This is a genomic window from Ideonella oryzae (assembly GCF_024055665.1).
GTDB lineage: Bacteria > Pseudomonadota > Gammaproteobacteria > Burkholderiales > Burkholderiaceae_C > Ideonella > Ideonella oryzae.
Genome location: NZ_JAMXMC010000001.1, coordinates 317,539 through 333,091, shown reverse-complemented (window position 1 = coordinate 333,091; position 15,553 = coordinate 317,539). Strand labels below are relative to the sequence as shown.

Here is a 15,553-nt window from a genome sequence, read left to right as displayed (position 1 = left end):
CCGCACATCGTGACCTTTTCCGCGCGCGTTCTTCTGGTGCTGGTGCTGGCCCTGCTGCTGCTGCCGCTGCGGGCCAGCTGGGCCTGGGCGCCCCTGCCGACAGAGGCCCCCGCGCAGGAAGCCCCCTGCGTCCTGCATGCCCTGCAGGCGGATGGGGTGGATGGGGCGGTGGCCCACGCCATGCCCGACAGCGCGGGCGCCGACCACGCCGCGAACCCGCTCTGCCACGCCAGCGCGGGGGCCTGCTGCCTGGCTGTGCTGCCGCGCGGGGTCGAGGGCGTGCCGCGATCGCAGCCCATCGCCTCGGTGCGCTATCCGCGGCTGACGGTGCCCGCGCCCGCCTTCCAGGGCGCGCCCGACGAGCGCCCCCCCAGGCGCTGCTGACCCCCCGAAGCCCTGGCCCAGGCCTGGGGTTTCGTTCTGTGGCGCCCGCTTGGGTGCCTGTCCCAGGGCCGCCCCGCCGGGCGCGGCCGACGAACAGAAGGGTTTGCGATGTTTCCGATTGAACCCACCGGAAGGGCATGGCGCCCGCCGGTGTCCAGGCGCCGCCGCGGGCTGCGCCTGTCCCTGTCGGCGCTGAGCCTGGCCGTGCTGGCCGGCTGCGCCACCTTTTCCGGCAATGGCGGCATGGACGAGGTCGCGGCCCTGACCCAGGCCCGCACCGGCCAGACGCCGCAGGCCCATGGCACGGACACCGTGCCCGAGGCCGTGCAGGCCCGCGTCCAGGCCCTGCTGGCCCAGCCCCTGGGGGCCGACCAGGCTGTCGAGTTGGCGCTGATCCAGCAGCCGGGCCTGCAAGCCCGTTTCGACGAGTTGGCCCAGGCCGAGGCCGAGCGGGTGCGCGCCGGGCGCCTGCCCAACCCGGTGCTGTCGCTGGGCCGCCTGGCCGGCGGCGGCGCGTTGGAAGTCGACCGCGCCCTGACCGTGGACCTGCTGGGCTGGCTGGCCTGGCCGGTGCGCGATGGCGTGGCTGAGCGCCAGTGGCGCAGCGCGCAGTGGCAGGCCGCCGTGGCCGCGGTCGGCCAGGGGCTGGCGGCCCGCCAGGCCTGGGTGGATGCGGTGGCGGTGCAGCAGCAACTGGCGCTGCAGGACCGCCTGCAGGCCGTGGCCGACACCGCCGCCGAGCTGGTCCAGGCCATGGCCCGGGCCGGCAATGTGCCGGCGCTGACCCAGCTGCGCGAACAGGCCTTCCAGACCGAAACCCGGCTGCAGGGGGCCCAGGCCCGACAGGCGGCCCTGGCTGCCCGCGAGCGCCTGGTGCGCGCCCTGGGGCTGGACGCCGACGCCCCCCGCCTGAGCCTGCCGGAGCACCTGCCCGCGCTGCCGAACCAGCCGCGCAGCCTGAGCGAGGCCGAGCAGGCCGCGATCGACCAGCGCCTGGACGTGCAGATGGCCCGCCTCGCCGCCGAGGCCACCGCCCAGGACCTGGGCCTGAGCCGCGCGACAAGCTGGGTCAACGTGCTGGAGGCCGGGGTGCAGGACAAGCACGCCCGCGGCGAGCCCACCCAGCGCGGGGCCGAGCTGACGCTGGAGCTCCCGCTGTTCGACTTCGGCAGCACCCGCCGCGCCGATGCCGAGGCCCGCTACCGCCAGGCCCTGCACCGCACCGCCCAGGTGGCGCTGGAGGCCCGATCCGAGGTGCGCGAGGCCTATGCGGCCTACCGCAGTGCCTATGACGCGGCCCAGGTCCACAGCCGCGAGCTGCTGCCGCTGCGCCAGAAGATCGCCGACGAGATGCTGCTGCGCTACAACGGCATGCTGATCGGCACGAGCGAGCTGCTGGACGACGCCCGCAGCCGCACCGCGGCCGCCAGTGCCGCCCTGGCGGCACAGCGCGCCTTCTGGCAGGCCGATGCCCGCCTGCAGGCTGCCCTGGCCGGCGTGCCCACCCGTGCGGCCGATGCCGCCGACCTGGCCGCCTCCCTCCTGTCCGACGCCCCGGCCACCGCGGCCGCGGGCCACTGAAAGCCTGCCATGACCGCACGCAGAGACTTCTTCCGCACGGCGGGTGCCACCCTGCTGGGCGCGGCCGCCGTCAGCCGCGCCGGCGCCGCGCTGCTGCCCGAGGCCGCCACCCAGACCTCGCCCGAAACCCAGGTGCCGCCCCCGCCGCCCAACGGCCGGCCCTTCCAGCCCCTGGTCACGCTCAACGGCTGGTCCTTGCCCTGGCGCATGAAGGACGGGGTGAAGGAATTCCACCTGGTGGCCGAGCCGGTGGTGCGCGAGATCGCCCCAGGCATGACCGCCCAGCTGTGGGGCTACAACGGCCAGAGCCCCGGCCCGACGATCGAGGCGGTGGAAGGCGACCGCATCCGCATCTTCGTGACCAACAAGCTGCCCGAGCCGACCACCGTGCACTGGCACGGCATCCTCGTGCCCTCGGGCATGGACGGCGTGGCCGGCCTGACCCAGCCGCCCATCGCGGTGGGCAAGACCTGGATGTACGAGTTCACGCTGCAGCGCGCCGGCACCTTCATGTACCACCCGCATGCGGACGAGATGCTGCAGATGGCGATGGGCATGATGGGCCTGTTCATCGTGCACCCGAAGAACCCGCGCCAGCACCGGGTGGACCGCGACTACGGCTTCATCCTGAACGCCTACGACATCGAGCCCGGCAGCGCCACGCCCCGCGTGAACACCATGCTGGACTTCAACCTGTGGACCTGGAACAGCCGGGCCTTCCCCGGCATCGATCCCTTCGTGGCCCGCAGCGGCGAGCGGGTGCGCATCCGGGTGGGCAACCTGACGATGACCAACCACCCCATCCACATGCACGGCCCGCACTTCGAGGTGACCGGCACCGACGGTGGCTGGGTGCCCGCCAGTGCCCGCTGGCCCGAGGTGACGACCGATGTGGCGGTGGGCCAGATGCGTGCCATCGAGTTCGATGCCGTCGCCGGCGACTGGGCCATCCACTGCCACAAGAGCCACCACACGATGAACGCGATGGGCCACAGCGTGCCCACGATGATCGGCGTGGCGCAGAAGGAACTGGCGAAGAAGGTGGCCGCCCTGGTGCCCGACTACATGGCCATGGGCGAACACGGCATGCACGAGATGGCGCAGATGGAGATGCCCCTGCCGGACAACACCCTGCCGATGATGACCGGCCAGGGGCCCTTCGGCCCGGTGGGCATGGGCGGCATGTTCAGCGTGGTGAAGGTGCGCGACGACCTGAAACCGGGCGACCACCGTGACCCCGGCTGGTACCGCCACCCGGCCGGTACCCTGGCCAGCGAGTACACCGCCGAGCTGCCCGAACCCACCCGCGCCCCGGCCCCACCGGCCGATGACCACACGATGCATGTGCACAAGCCCGGGGCCGACATGCCCATGGCGCACTGAACGCAGCCCGAACCGGAGAATGACCATGAAGACCAAGACCGTCCTCACCGCGGCCCTGGGCCGCCGCCAGTGGCTGGCCGCCGGCCTCGTCACCCTGGTGGGCATGGCCCGCCCCGCGCGGGCTGCAGCGCCGCTGCCCCGCGTGGAGGTCTACAAGAACCCCTCCTGTGGCTGCTGCGGCGCCTGGGCCGACCACATGCGCGCGGCCGGCTTCCCGGTCACGCTGCACGCGGTGGACTTCCCCGGCGCCATCCGGCGCCAGCACGGCCTGCCCGACCGCTTTGCCAGCTGCCACACCGCGCTGGTGGACGGCTATGTGGTGGAAGGCCATGTGCCGGCGGCCGAGGTCAAGCGCCTGCTGGCCAGCCGGCCGCGCGCCGTCGGCCTAGCCGTGCCCAGCATGCCGCCGAGTTCACCCGGCATGGACGTGCCGGGCCGCCAGGACCCCTACGAGGTCTTCCTGGTGGATGCCCAGGGCCGCGAGACGGTGTGGGCGTCCTACCCCGTGCCGAAGACGGGCGGCTGAACGGTGCCGGCCGGTGGATCAGGCCAGCACGATGGGGCAGCCCGCGCGGCTGAGGGCCGCATGGCCAGCGGTCTTGGCGGCGCGGGCGTCGGTGATCAGCCGCTCGATGCGCTCCAGCGGGCAGAAGCTCACCCGGCTGCTCTGGCCGAGTTTGCTGTGGTCCGCCAGGATCACCGTGTGGTTGGCCTGCCGGGACATGGCGCGGGCAACCTCGGCCTCGTGCAACTCGTAGCTGCTGGCGCCCAGTTCCACGCTGATGCCCACCGGCGAGAGCATGGCCCAGTCGGCGCGCTGGTCCAGGATGGCGGCCACGGTCGCGTCCCCGTAGGTGGCACCGGTGCTGGGCCGGGGCTGGCCGCCCAGCAGCCGCACCGTGTGGCGGCACTGGGCGGCCGTGTCATCGGCCACCAGCTTTTGCGCCACGTCCAGCGAGTTGGTGATCACGGTCAGCCCGCGCAGCGAGGCCAGCTCATCGGCCAGCAGCGAGACCGTGCTGCCGGCGTCGATGAACACCGTCTGACCGGGCTGCAGCAGCCGGGCCGCAGCCCGCACGATGGCCCGCTTCTCCAGCAGGTGGGCGCGGGCCCGCTGCTGCAGCGGCGGCTCGGGCAGGGCGCTGGCGCGCTGCACGCCGCCATGCACGCGGCGCAGCGCGCCCAGCGCCTCCAGGGCCACGACATCGCGTCGCACGGTCTCCCGCGAGACACCCAGGTCCTGGGCGATCCGTTCCGTGGTCACCAGCTCGGCGCTGGCGAGCAGGGCGCGGATGCGCTGGTGGCGTTCCTCTTGCAGCATGGGCGCGATGATGCCGCAGGATGGGCCGGCTGCGGGCCGCACGCCGGCCCGCCCCGGCATGCTCAGCCCACCTTGAGCTGATCGGCCACCGCCGTGCCGTGCATGGCCGGATCGCTCACCGAGTCCTTGCCGGTCTCGACACGGCCCGCCACGCGCCGGCTGTAGCCGCTCAACCCGTCCACGGTCACGCTGAAGTCGTACCAGTGGCCGCTGTCCTTCAGGCCCCAGATGAAGGTCTCGGTAGCGCCTGGCTGCACCGTGCGCTTCTTCGCGCTGGTGCTCAGGTAGGCGTTGGCGGTGATCTGGAAGGTGCAGGCCGCCGTGCCGGTGTTGTGCAGGCTCAGCTGCAGGTCGCCGTTGGCCACGTCGTAGCAGGTCTTCAGCTCGGGGTTGGGCTGGCTGGCGCTGGCGATCGCGCTGGCGCTGCCGGTGAAGTGGCGGTGGTAGCCATTCGGGCCCAGCACCCACAGGTCGTAGGCGCCCTGGTCGGCCGCCAGCGACCACACACCCTGCAGCTGCTTGCCTGCCTCGACCGTGTAGCGGCGCGGCTGGGCATCCAGGTGCAGGCGGTCGTAGACGTGGAACACGGCGGCGGCGCTGCCGGTGTTGGCGAAGTCCAGCGTCACCTGCTGGTCGGCCGGCGCCACCGTGGCGTGCGTGTGCAGCTCATAGGGCAGGGCCCGCGAGGGGCGCACGCCCTGGGCCTGCTCGGGCATCTGGGCGTCGCTGGGCGGCACGGGCGTGGTGCGGCCCGGCAGGGCGCGCGCCTTGGCCGCCAGGGCGGTGGTGTCCGGCAGGCTGGCCAGGAAGCTGTCGTCGTTCGGGCTGGTGAAGTTGAGGGCGCTGGTCAGGTCGCCGCAGACGGCCCGGCGCCAGGCGGAGATGTTGGTCTCCTTCACGCCAAAGCGCTTCTCGATGAACTGCAGCACCGAGGTGTGGTCGAACACCTGCGAGTTGACCCAGCCGCCCTTGCTCCAGGGCGAGATGACGTACATCGGCACCCGCGGGCCCAGGCCGTAGGGCCGGTGCAGCAGCTCGGCCTCGCTGGGCGTGTTGTGGTAGCTGACCAGGATCTCGTGGTACTCGGCCGTGGTGTCCACGGTGCTGGCACCGGCCAGCACCGCCTGCGCCGGGTCGGCGTTCCAGCTCACATAGGACGGCGGGGCCGGCGGCGGCACGTGGTCGAAGAAGCCGTCGTTCTCGTCGAAGTTCAGGATCAGGACGGTCTTGCTCCAGACGTCCGGATTGGCGGTGAGCGCGTCCAGCACCTGGGCGGTGTATTCCGCGCCCTGGGCGGGGCTGGAGGGGCCGGGGTGCTCCGAGCCTTCGGCGGTGGCGACGATGAAGCTCACCTGCGGCAGCGTGCCGTTCAGCACGTCCTCCTTGAGCTTGTCCAGGTCGCGGGTGCTGACGCCACGCTGGCGCAGCGCTTCGGAGTAGCCCGGCCGCTGGAACCAGGCGTCACGGAAGCTGTGGAAGCCCGCCAGCGGGTTGTCGGTGAAGTTGTCGTCCATGTTCTCGTAGACCTGCCAGCTGATGCCGGCGGCCTCGAGACGTTCGGGGTAGGTGGTCCAGGTGTAGCCACCATCGCCGTTGTCGGCATCGAACCAGTCGTAGTCGTTGTAGGTGGCCGGGCCGTTGCCCTTACCCAGGCCGTCGTTGGTGCCGGTCCACTGGAACAGACGGTTGGTGTTGGTGCCGGTCTGCGAGGCGCAGTGATAGGCGTCGCAAATCGTGAAGGCGTTGGCCAGCGCGTATTGGAAGGGCATGTCCTTCGCGCCGAAGTAGGCCATCGCGTGGTTGTTCTTGTAGGTCGTCCACTGGCTCATGCGGCCGTGGTCCCAGGCGTGCTGGGCGTCGGACCAGCTGTGCGGCGTGCCGCTCACCCGCATGTACTCGAAGGTCTGCACCGTGTTGATGTGGAACGGGGCGATGACCGAGGGCGCGGCGCCCTCGCTGGCGTTGGGCTGCGACCAGACCGTCTTGCCGGCGATGTCACCGCTGTTCGGCACGGGGATGGGGAAGGGATCGGCGAAGCCGCGTACGCCGTTGAGGCCACCGAAGTAGTGGTCGAAGGAGCGGTTTTCCTGCATCAGGATGACGATGTACTCGACGTCCTGGATCGTGCCGGTGCGCTGGTTGGCCGGAATGGCCAGCGCGCGTTGGATGGCGGGAGGGAAGGCAGAGAACGCGGTGGCGGCACCGGCGGTGCCTGCCAGCGAGCGGAGGAAGTGGCGACGGGATTGCGTCATGGTGTGAGTTCGGGTGACAGCGTGGACGAGGCAGGAAGGGCGGGATCAGGGGGCGCAGCGCAGGTTGCGGGACTGGCCTTCGGAGCCCTTGTCGTTGTTGCTGCTGTCGCCGCAGCCGGCCAGGGCCAGGCTCAGGCCCAGGCAGAGCGCCAGACAGGCGCGCAGGCCGAGCCAGCGGGGCAGGCGGGTGCCTTCGGAGGGGATGTGGGTCATGGTGTGGGAATCGGAGGAGCTGGGTTGAGGCCCGGTCGTGAGCCGGGATGCGGGTCATGCTATGTGCACTTATTTGCATTTGTGTGACTCTGTGCATTCGTTAGGATGCACGGCTCGCGCCGCTCTGCCTGGGAGGCGTTGTCTGACGCCCCGAAACGCGGACAATCCAGCTTGCTTTTCATTCCCGCATCCATGACTGACCCAGCCGCCGCTCCCGCCTTCAAGCTCCCCCAGCCCCGCCATGCCAGCCGCGTGCCGGCCCACATCACGCCGGAGCAACTTGAGCGGGTACGGCAAGGCGCCTACAACCTGCCGCAGGTGGTCAAGCCGGCGGACTTCATCCCCGAGGACAGTCCCGATCTGGAGCAGCACCTGGACGGCCTGGGGCTGATCCTGTTGCAGAAGGCGGTGCCCCACCAGCGGCCCAGCCGCTGGATCTCACCCACCCTGATCGACAGCGCGCTGCGCCACCTGGACGAGGTGGGCGTGGGCCGCGAGACCCGGACGCTCATGATCGAGCGGGCCGCCACGCTGGAGGCCCTGGGCATCACCCGCGCCACCCAGGACGGGCCGGGCGATGGCTGGGAGCGCCAGTTCCGCCAGCCGCTGCCGGTGCGCCACGCGGCCTGGCAGGGCAAGGGGCTGGACGTGGGCTTTCGGGCCCCCATTTCGGCCGAGCCGGTCTGGGCCTACTTCCGCCATGGCGACAAGCGGGCCCTGCTGGGCGGGCTGGCCGAGCAACCGCGCTGGCCTGACGCGGCCGAGCTGGCCGCCCATCTGGATGCCCTGGCCGAGCGCAGCGCCTGGTGCGACGAGAAGGCGATGGACTCGCTGCTGCCACGCCTTCAGGCCGAATGCCTGCGCCCGCAGAGCCTGGCCGACCTGAAGGCTGCCTGTACCCGGGCCCAGGACCGCTGGGAACGCCAGGTCAACGAGCAGCAGACGCTCTCCAGCCTGAACCACGAACTCGCCTTTCAGGGCTACCCGGACAGCTTCCCCATTGCCCGCCAGTTGAAGCGCCAGGTCACGCTCTTCGTCGGCCCGCCCAACAGCGGCAAGACCCACGCGGCCTTCGAGCGCCTGTCCCAGGCCCTGGACGGCGCCTACCTGGCGCCGCTGCGCCTGCTGGCCCTGGAAGGGCGCGACCGTCTGGTGGCCAAGGGCGTGCCCTGCTCGCTGCTGACCGGCGAGGAGAACGTGCCGGCCGACGGCTCCCGCGTCGTCTCGTCGACCATCGAGATGGTCAACACCCGCGACCCGATCGACGTTGCTGTGATCGACGAGGCCCAGATGCTGTTCGACAACTCGCGCGGCTGGGCCTGGACCCAGGCCATCGTGGCGGTGCCCGCGCGCGAGCTGGTGATCATCTGTTCCGAGTACGCGGTGCCGGCCATCGAAAGCCTGCTCAACCTCTGCGGCGAAAGCCCGGTGGTGCGCAAGTTCGTGCGCAAGCAGCATGTGGACCTGCTGAAGTCGCCGGTGCCCATCGCGGCGCTGAAGAAGGGCGATGCGGTGGTGGCTTTCAGCCGGCGCGAGGTGCTGATGCTGCGCGACCAGATCGCCGCGGTGGGGCATCCGGTGTCGGTCGTGTACGGCGCGCTGCCACCGGAGGTGCGCCGGCGCGAGGCCGAGCGCTTCGCCACCGGCGAGTCGAACATCCTGGTGGCCACCGATGCCATCGGCATGGGCCTGAACCTGCCGATCCGCCGCGTGCTGTTCTCCACCATGACCAAGTTCGACGGCGTGGGCGACCGGGCGCTGACCGAGTCCGAGGTGCACCAGATCGCCGGCCGGGCCGGCCGTTTCGGTCTGCACGAGGAAGGCTTCACCGGCGTGCTGCACGAGGCCGAGCCCGGTGCCGCACGCACGCTTAAGGAACTGCTGCCCCGCGTGCCCCGGGCCCCGCGCAATTTCAAGGCACCGGTGGCGCCCAACTGGTGGCATGTCAACACCATCGCCCAGCGCCTGGGCAAGCAGCGCCTGCAGGAGGTGCTCGATGTGTTCATGGAGCAGCTGCGCCTGGACAACGCCCACTTCGAGGTGGCGGAGCTGGAGCAGATGCTGGACCTGGCTGGTGAGCTGGACCGCAACGCCGCCACCCTGAGCTTGCGCGACCGTTTCGTCTATGCCCAGGCGCCGGTCGACGCCCGCACCGAGACCCTGGTGCAGGACTTCCTGGGCTGGGCCTGGGAGCATGCGCAGAAAGGTAGCGTCAGCCGGCCCTCGGTGCTGGACGGGGTGGACGAGCACAGCCGCCTGGACCGCATGGAGCAGGCCCTGCGCACCTGCACGCTGTGGCTGTGGCTGGACCTGCGCTTCCCGGGCATCTACGGCCAGGTGGACGAGGTGGTGGGCCTGCGCAGCCGGCTCAACGACGGCATCGAGCGTCAGCTCAAGGGCAAGAAGCCGCTGTGGCAGATGCGCCAGGGGGGGCGAGCGCGGCGCTGACCCCGGGTTTGTGGGCGCTGCCGGGCGGCCCGCAACTTGCTAGCCTTGCTCCCTGCAATGGGCTCCCTGGGGAGGGGGCAGGGGTGCAGACGGTGGTGGTGATTGGCAGTGCCGCAGCAGGCGGCGGGGCGCGGTCCGGCATGTTGGCCGGCCATTGGGTGCAGGCCTTCAGCCGGCAGGTGATGGCCTTGCAGGGCCAGGCCCGGCAACCCATGTCGGCCCGTTGGCTGGCCCAGGCCCTGGCACCTTTGGCCGAGCTGGTGCCCTTCTCGCGCGCCTGGTGGGGCCAGTGCTCTGCCGGGCTGGACGACGCACCGCCCACCAACTGGCTGCATGGCAGCTTGCACCTGGCCCTGTCCTTCGGGGCGGAATGGAACGAGGTCGGCCAGGCCGACCGGTTTGCCCGGCAGTCGCTGCGGCACCTGGGCCAGGTCTGCCGTTCCAGCGGCCACCGCTCGGCCGGCGACGCGCTGGAGTCCTTCTCGCGGCGGCACGACATCTTCCATGCCATGGCCATCTCGATGGACCTGCCGGCCAGCGGTTTCCGCTTCTTCGTCTCGGTCTACCGGGGCGAGCACGAACGGGCGTTCAGCGAGCTGGAGGCCATGGTCTTCGGCGAGTTCTGCCAGCATCTGATGCAGCTGTGGCAGCAGCGGGTCTGGGATCTGCTGGGCCTGTCCCAGGCCGGGGAGGGCGACCAGCGCGCGCTGTGCGATGCCCAGGGCCGCCTGATCTACCTCGGCCGTTCGGTGGCCCAGACCCTGGCCCGGCAGCTGCAGGACTGGCAGGGCGAGGTGCTGCCTGGGGAGTGGCTGACCTCCACCGGCCCGGCGCCCCGGCTGCTGCCCCTGGGCGGGCGCGAGGCGCTGCGGGTGCAGCGCCAGGGCGAGCTGCTGGCGCTGTCGCTCGGGCCGGCCTCGGTCGGCCCCCTGCCGCCCCGCGAGCATGCCGTGGCTTGGCGCTTTGCCCAGGGCCAGTCGCACAAGGCCATTGCCCAGGAACTGGGCCTGAGCCCGGCCACCGTGCGCACCTACCTGCGTGACGCCTACCAGCGCCTGGGCGTGGGCAGCCGGGTTGCGCTGATCCACCGCCTGGCCGCACTTGACGGGGCCACGGCCAGCTAGTGGGCCAGTTGGTGGGCGATCAGGCCTGCCGCGGCAAGGTGCTGTGGGGCATGCCGCACTGGCAAGCGTAGGGGTTGTAGGCCCCCCAGCTGAGGGCTTGCTCGATCTGCCGGGCGCGGCTGGTGCTGAGGGTGGCGCTGAGAGTCGCGTAATCCCCCGTGCCCATCACCACGGTGCCGCCCACCATGGTCAGCAGCACCGAGTTGCGGCCCAGGGCCTCGTCGCTGGCCAGCATGAAGTTGTTCTCCAGGACGATGAGGTCGGCGTACTTGCCCACTTCGATGGAGCCGATGTTTTCCTCCATGCGCAGCTGCCAGGCCGAGTTCATGGTGATGGCGCGCAGCGTGTCGGCGCGGCTCAGGGCCGGGTCGCTGTTGATGGGGCCTGTGTAGGCGGGGTTGGTGTAGGCGGCGCTGTTGGGGTTTTGCGGGTCGCCGGAACGGGTGACGGCGCATTTGAGGGCCAGGAATTCGTCCATGGGGTCGATCGGCCAGTCGCTGCCAAAACCCACCCGGGCCCCGGCGTTGCGCACGCTGCCGAAGGGCTCCATGCGCTGGAAGCGGTCCTCGCCCAGGTGGTACTGGGTGTCACCCACCGAATAGCCCGCCTGCTGTGCCCACTGGAAGGCGAAGCTGGCCATCACGTCCAGCTGGGCGTAGCGGGGATAGTCCGCCACGGCCACCGTTTCGTTGTGGGCGATGACCGGGCGGAAGGTGGTGCTGGACACCTGGGTGCGGGCGTTCGCCACGGCGTCCAGGACCTGCCGCACGGTGCGCTCGCCGGTGGCATGGACGTGGGGGTCGAAGCCGCTGCTGGCAATGGCGGCCATCAGCGGGTTGAGCACCGAGGGCGGGAAGTAGTCGGCCCCGGTGTTGGTGCCAGGCACCCAGTTCGGCTCGGCATCGGTGCCCGCGTTGGTGAAGTAGGGCGTGAGCAGGCCGCCGGTGTCCGCCGGGGCGTTGACCACGCCGTCGCCGAACAGCTTGAGGTGGCGGAAGCGGATGCCGGGGGTGACCTGAGGTTCGCCCTGGTCATAGGTGTTGGCCAGCGTTGCGGCGGCGGCCACGGCAGCGCGGGGGTCGGCGGCGGCATCCTCGGGCGCGATCTGGATGGCGAAGAAGGCGCGAGCGGTCAGCTCGCCGGACTTCTGCAGCGCGGTGAAGGCCGCCCCCTGGGCGTCGCCCGCGGCGGCGTCCATGAAGGAGGTGATCCCCGACTTGCGCATCTGGGCCAGCGCGGCGCGGGCCTGGTTGAGCTGATCGGCTTCGGTGTCGGGCGGAATGACAGCCGACACGGCCCAACTCGCGGCGTCCTCGCAGATGCCGGTGGGGTTGCCGTCGGCGTCGCGGTCAAAGCTGCCGCCCGTGGGGTCGGGCGTGTCCCGGGTGATGCCGGCCAGGGCCAGGCCACGGCTGTTGGTCAGCACCGTGTGGAAGTCGGACGAGCGCACGAGGATGGGGCGGCTGGTGTGCAGCGCATCCAGCGTCTCCTTGGTCGGGTCGGTGTCCAGCGATTGGGTGCTCTGGCGATCCCAGTTGACCACCTCCAGCCAGGTGTCGGGCTCCTGGTCGGCCGTGCTGTCCAGGAAGCCCTGGATGAGGGTCTGCATCTGGGCGCGGGTCAGCGGGGCGTAGTTCAGGTTGGCCTGGAGCAGGGCGCGGCCACCGGCCAGGGGGTGCATGTGGGCATCGACAAAGCCGGGCATCAGCATGCGCCCGGCCAGGTCGACGACCTGGGTGTTGGAGCCAATGTAGGCGGCCGCGCTGCTGTTGCTGCCGACGTGGACGATGAGGCCATCGCGCACGGCCACGGCCTGTTGCACCGAGTCGCTGCCGTCCACGGTGTAGACATAGCCGTTGCGCAGCACGGTGTCGGCAGCTTCAGGTGTGCTGCTGTCGCCGCTGCAGCCCACGAGGACTTCGGCGGGGGCCAGCAAGGCCACGAAGGCGGCGCCCATGCTGCGGCGGCGGGTGAAGGAGGTGGGTTTTCCTGACATGGCGGACTCCGGCAAATGAAAAGACGTTTGCCGTCAAGTTAGTCCGGGTCAGGCCGTTTGCCCCCTCCACAGATGCGGAAGGGGTGGGGAATGCACGGTGGCCGCTCAGGCCAGCTTGAAGAAGGACACTTCCTGGCTGAGCTGGTGGGCCGAGTCGGCCAGCGAGGTGGCGGCCGAGGTGGTCTGCTCCACCAGCGCCGCGTTTTGCTGTGTGGCGCTGTCCAGGGCTTGCACAGCGGATTCGACCTCGCCGATGCTGCGGGACTGGCCACGCGCCGACTCGGCCAGCGTCCCCATCAGGCCGCTGGCCTGGCCGGCGTTGCTCACCACGTCCTGCATGATCTCGCCGGCGCGTGTGACCACCTGGGTGCCGCTCTCCACCTTCTCGATGCTGCTCTGGATCAGGCTCTTGATCTCGCGGGCGGCCGTGGCGGAGCGGCCGGCCAGGGCGCGTACCTCGGCGGCCACCACCGCGAAGCCGCGACCCTGCTCGCCGGCGCGGGCGGCTTCCACCGCGGCGTTCAAGGCGAGGATGTTGGTCTGGAAGGCGATGCCATCGATCACGCCGATGATTTCGCCGATCTTGGCGGAGGCGGCCTGGATGTCCTCCATGGTGCGCACCACCTCGCTGATCGCCTCGCCACCCCGCTGGGCGGCCTCGGCGTTGGCGCTGGCACTGCTGGCGGCCGAGTGCACATGCTGTGCCGCGCCCTTCACCGATTCGGCGATCTGGGCCATGCTGGCCGCTGTCTCCTGCAGGTTGGCCGCGTTCTGCTCGGTGCGCTGGGACAGGTCCTGGGACGCCGAGGCGATCTCGCGCGAGGCGGTCTGCACCGTGGCCGAGCCTTGCAGCACCGTGGCGACGATGCGTCGCAGGCTGGCCTGCATCTCGCCCAGCGTGGTCATCAGCTGGGCGGCCTCGTCCTTGCCCCAGGGGGTGGGGGCGGTGGTCAGGTTGCCCTGGGTGATCTGGCGCAGGTGCTCGGACACCTCGCGCAGACCGCCCATCATCACCCGGTAGAAGGCCAGCAGCAGGTAGGCGGCAATGGCCAGGCAGAACAGGCTCATGCCCAGTTCCAGGTAGAAGGTGCGCCACAGGCCGTCGATGCGGGCCTGCAGTCGGTCCTGCAGGCGCTGGGCCACGGCCACGCACAGGGCGGCCTGCTTGTCCACCGCGGCCTGGCCGAGTTGCTGGAACTCGGCGGCCGTGCCGCTGAGCTGGCCGGCCTTCAGCTGGGTGTCGATGGCTTGGCGGAAGGCGTCCGAGGCCGCGTCGGTGCCCTTCATGTCGTACTGGGCTGCCACCTCGGGGTGGGCCTCGATGCCCTCGGCGTATTCGTTCTCGACATCGTCGTCGAGATACTGCTGCATGGTCTGCCACTCATCGAGGCGGGTGCGCCGCTCGGGTGTCATCTGCTGGCTGGACAGCGCCAGGTGCCCCAGGGCCAGCAGGCGCGCGGTGTTCTCGTACTGCCGCGGGCCACGCACCAGCGAGAAGGCGACCATGTGGTAGGTGTCGCCCTCGGGATCGAGGATCAGGCCGGAGCCGTCGGTGATCTCGCGCACCAGGGTCAGCAGCGCCGAGACGTAGGCGTCCTGCCGCTCGAAGGTCTCATCCGGGCTGCCGGCCGTGGGCTGGGTCTGCAGAGGGCCGTGCAGGCTGCGCAGCTTCTCGAAGCTCTCCGCGGTGTTGAAGTCCGCGCCGTGCTGGCGCTGGGCGGCTTCCAGCTTGTCGAAGCTGCTCTGCACCTGCTGCTGCAGCTGAGTCAGTTCGGGCCCCTGCTCGACGGCCGCCAGGCGGCGGGCCTGCGCGGCATGCAGCAGATCGATGGCCGTGCCGACGTAGCGCAACCCGTCCTGTTCCATCCGGGTGGCACGCACCTGGTTCTGTGCATCGCGCCACAGGTAGCCCATCAGCACGACCAGCGGGATCATGAAAGCCACGGACACCCAGGCCGCCTTGCCGGGAAAACTCAAGCGCCGGAACAGCCGCACGCCCGGGGCCAACCAACCGTGGTAGCGGAAGAACTCGCCGAAACCGGAGTCGAGCGTGCGCCGAGGAGCGCCTTGCGAAGCGGGCAGGGACATCGTGGGCCGAAGTTGGTCAGGGATGCCTGAATTCTCGACAGGCTGACCTGATCCAACTCGGCGAAATGCGGGGTGGATCCCTTCCTGATTCCGCTTGCGGAACCCTGCCGGTCGCCGACCGGCGGGCTTACTTGCCCCGGGCGGTGGCGTCGCTGCAGCGCCCGCCGTCGCTGTCGCTGCTGTCGCCGCAGGCCTGCTCGCGCACGTAGCGCTGCACCAGGGCGAAGAAGCGGTCGTAGAAGCTGCCGGCGGGGATGGTCTCGCTGCCCACCCGCACCAGCGAGTCGTCCGACGAGGACAGGGGGATGGAGAACGAGCCCACGGGCAGGCCCACGCTGGCCGAGGTGGAGGCCTTCTTCAGCGCATAGCGCTCCTGCACCGCGTTGACGAAGGCCGTGGAGAGCTTGGGCTCGCGCGGGTCGGCAGCGCAGGTCACGGTGAAGTTGATCTCCACATGCATCTCGCCGTCGGGCTGGAAGCGCTTGTTGCCGGTCACCACGTCCTTGTTGGCCGTGTTGATCACATAGCCCTGGCTCAGCAGGGCCAGGCGGGCAGCTTCGCAGGTGGAGGTGGCATCCGAATCGAACAGCCGGGAAAAGGTCTCATCCGCCTTGAAGTGTTCGTTCTGGTAGACCGAGGCCGCCTTGCGGGTCTCGGTGCTGCAGCCGGTGGCCGTCAGGGCCAGCAGCAGGCTGGCCCACAGGCCGGCTTGGCGCCACCGGGCGCGTGGCAGATTCATGTTCATGCTCCCAAGGACTCGGTT

Annotated in this window: 12 protein-coding genes; 6 read left to right on the top strand and 6 right to left on the bottom strand. The window is 70.6% G+C overall.

Going from position 1 to position 15,553, the window contains the following annotated elements; all coding sequences use genetic code 11:
- The first annotated feature begins 9 nt into the window (after nt 1-9).
- The 4 genes from M0L44_RS01635 (at nt 10) to M0L44_RS01620 (ending at nt 3,874) form a co-directional block, all read left to right on the top strand.
- The gene (locus M0L44_RS01635; RefSeq protein WP_252767865.1) at nt 10-384 is read left to right on the top strand and encodes a hypothetical protein; all 375 of its coding nucleotides are present in this window, start codon (nt 10-12) and stop codon (nt 382-384) included.
- A gap of 150 nt (nt 385-534) precedes the next feature.
- A complete protein-coding gene (locus M0L44_RS01630; RefSeq protein ID WP_252767864.1) occupies nt 535-1,965 on the top strand; it encodes a TolC family protein in 1,431 nt (476 codons plus the stop codon).
- 9 nt (nt 1,966-1,974) lie between these two features.
- Complete coding sequence (locus tag M0L44_RS01625; protein WP_252767863.1) at nt 1,975-3,348, top strand: multicopper oxidase family protein; 1,374 nt, start codon at nt 1,975-1,977, stop codon at nt 3,346-3,348.
- Between the two features lie 25 nt (nt 3,349-3,373).
- The gene (locus tag M0L44_RS01620; protein ID WP_252767862.1) at nt 3,374-3,874 is read left to right on the top strand and encodes a DUF411 domain-containing protein; all 501 of its coding nucleotides are present in this window, start codon (nt 3,374-3,376) and stop codon (nt 3,872-3,874) included.
- 18 nt (nt 3,875-3,892) lie between these two features.
- Here M0L44_RS01620 and M0L44_RS01615 read toward each other — a convergent pair whose 3' ends face one another.
- The 3 genes from M0L44_RS01615 to M0L44_RS01605 form a co-directional block, all read right to left on the bottom strand.
- A complete protein-coding gene (locus M0L44_RS01615; RefSeq protein ID WP_252767861.1) occupies nt 3,893-4,669 on the bottom strand; it encodes a DeoR/GlpR family DNA-binding transcription regulator in 777 nt (258 codons plus the stop codon).
- A gap of 62 nt (nt 4,670-4,731) precedes the next feature.
- Nucleotides 4,732-6,921, bottom strand: coding sequence for a phosphocholine-specific phospholipase C (locus M0L44_RS01610; RefSeq protein WP_252767860.1), 2,190 nt, complete (start codon nt 6,919-6,921; stop codon nt 4,732-4,734).
- A 45-nt stretch (nt 6,922-6,966) separates the two neighbouring features.
- Nucleotides 6,967-7,134: a hypothetical protein gene (locus tag M0L44_RS01605; protein WP_252767859.1), complete on the bottom strand. Its 168-nt coding sequence runs from the start codon at nt 7,132-7,134 to the stop codon at nt 6,967-6,969.
- 192 nt (nt 7,135-7,326) lie between these two features.
- Here M0L44_RS01605 and M0L44_RS01600 point away from each other — a divergent pair, with 192 nt between their 5' ends.
- Together M0L44_RS01600 and M0L44_RS01595 are read left to right on the top strand one after the other, a co-directional pair.
- Nucleotides 7,327-9,582: a helicase-related protein gene (locus M0L44_RS01600; protein ID WP_252767858.1), complete on the top strand. Its 2,256-nt coding sequence runs from the start codon at nt 7,327-7,329 to the stop codon at nt 9,580-9,582.
- Between the two features lie 140 nt (nt 9,583-9,722).
- A complete protein-coding gene (locus tag M0L44_RS01595) occupies nt 9,723-10,706 on the top strand; it encodes a helix-turn-helix transcriptional regulator (RefSeq protein WP_252767857.1) in 984 nt (327 codons plus the stop codon).
- Nucleotides 10,707-10,725: 19 nt separating this feature from the next.
- On the opposite strand, the gene M0L44_RS01590 is transcribed toward M0L44_RS01595, so the two are convergent.
- The 3 genes from M0L44_RS01590 to M0L44_RS01580 all read right to left on the bottom strand — a co-directional run bounded on the left by M0L44_RS01590 (nt 10,726) and on the right by M0L44_RS01580 (nt 15,529).
- Nucleotides 10,726-12,702: an amidohydrolase gene (locus tag M0L44_RS01590; protein WP_252767856.1), complete on the bottom strand. Its 1,977-nt coding sequence runs from the start codon at nt 12,700-12,702 to the stop codon at nt 10,726-10,728.
- Nucleotides 12,703-12,807: 105 nt separating this feature from the next.
- Nucleotides 12,808-14,790, bottom strand: a complete 1,983-nt coding sequence (locus M0L44_RS01585) for a methyl-accepting chemotaxis protein (protein WP_252767855.1) — start codon at nt 14,788-14,790, stop codon at nt 12,808-12,810.
- Nucleotides 14,791-14,917: 127 nt separating this feature from the next.
- Nucleotides 14,918-15,529 carry a DUF2242 domain-containing protein gene (locus M0L44_RS01580; protein ID WP_252767854.1) on the bottom strand — a complete coding sequence of 204 codons (612 nt, stop codon included), beginning with the start codon at nt 15,527-15,529 and terminating at the stop codon, nt 14,918-14,920.
- Nucleotides 15,530-15,553 lie beyond the last annotated feature (24 nt).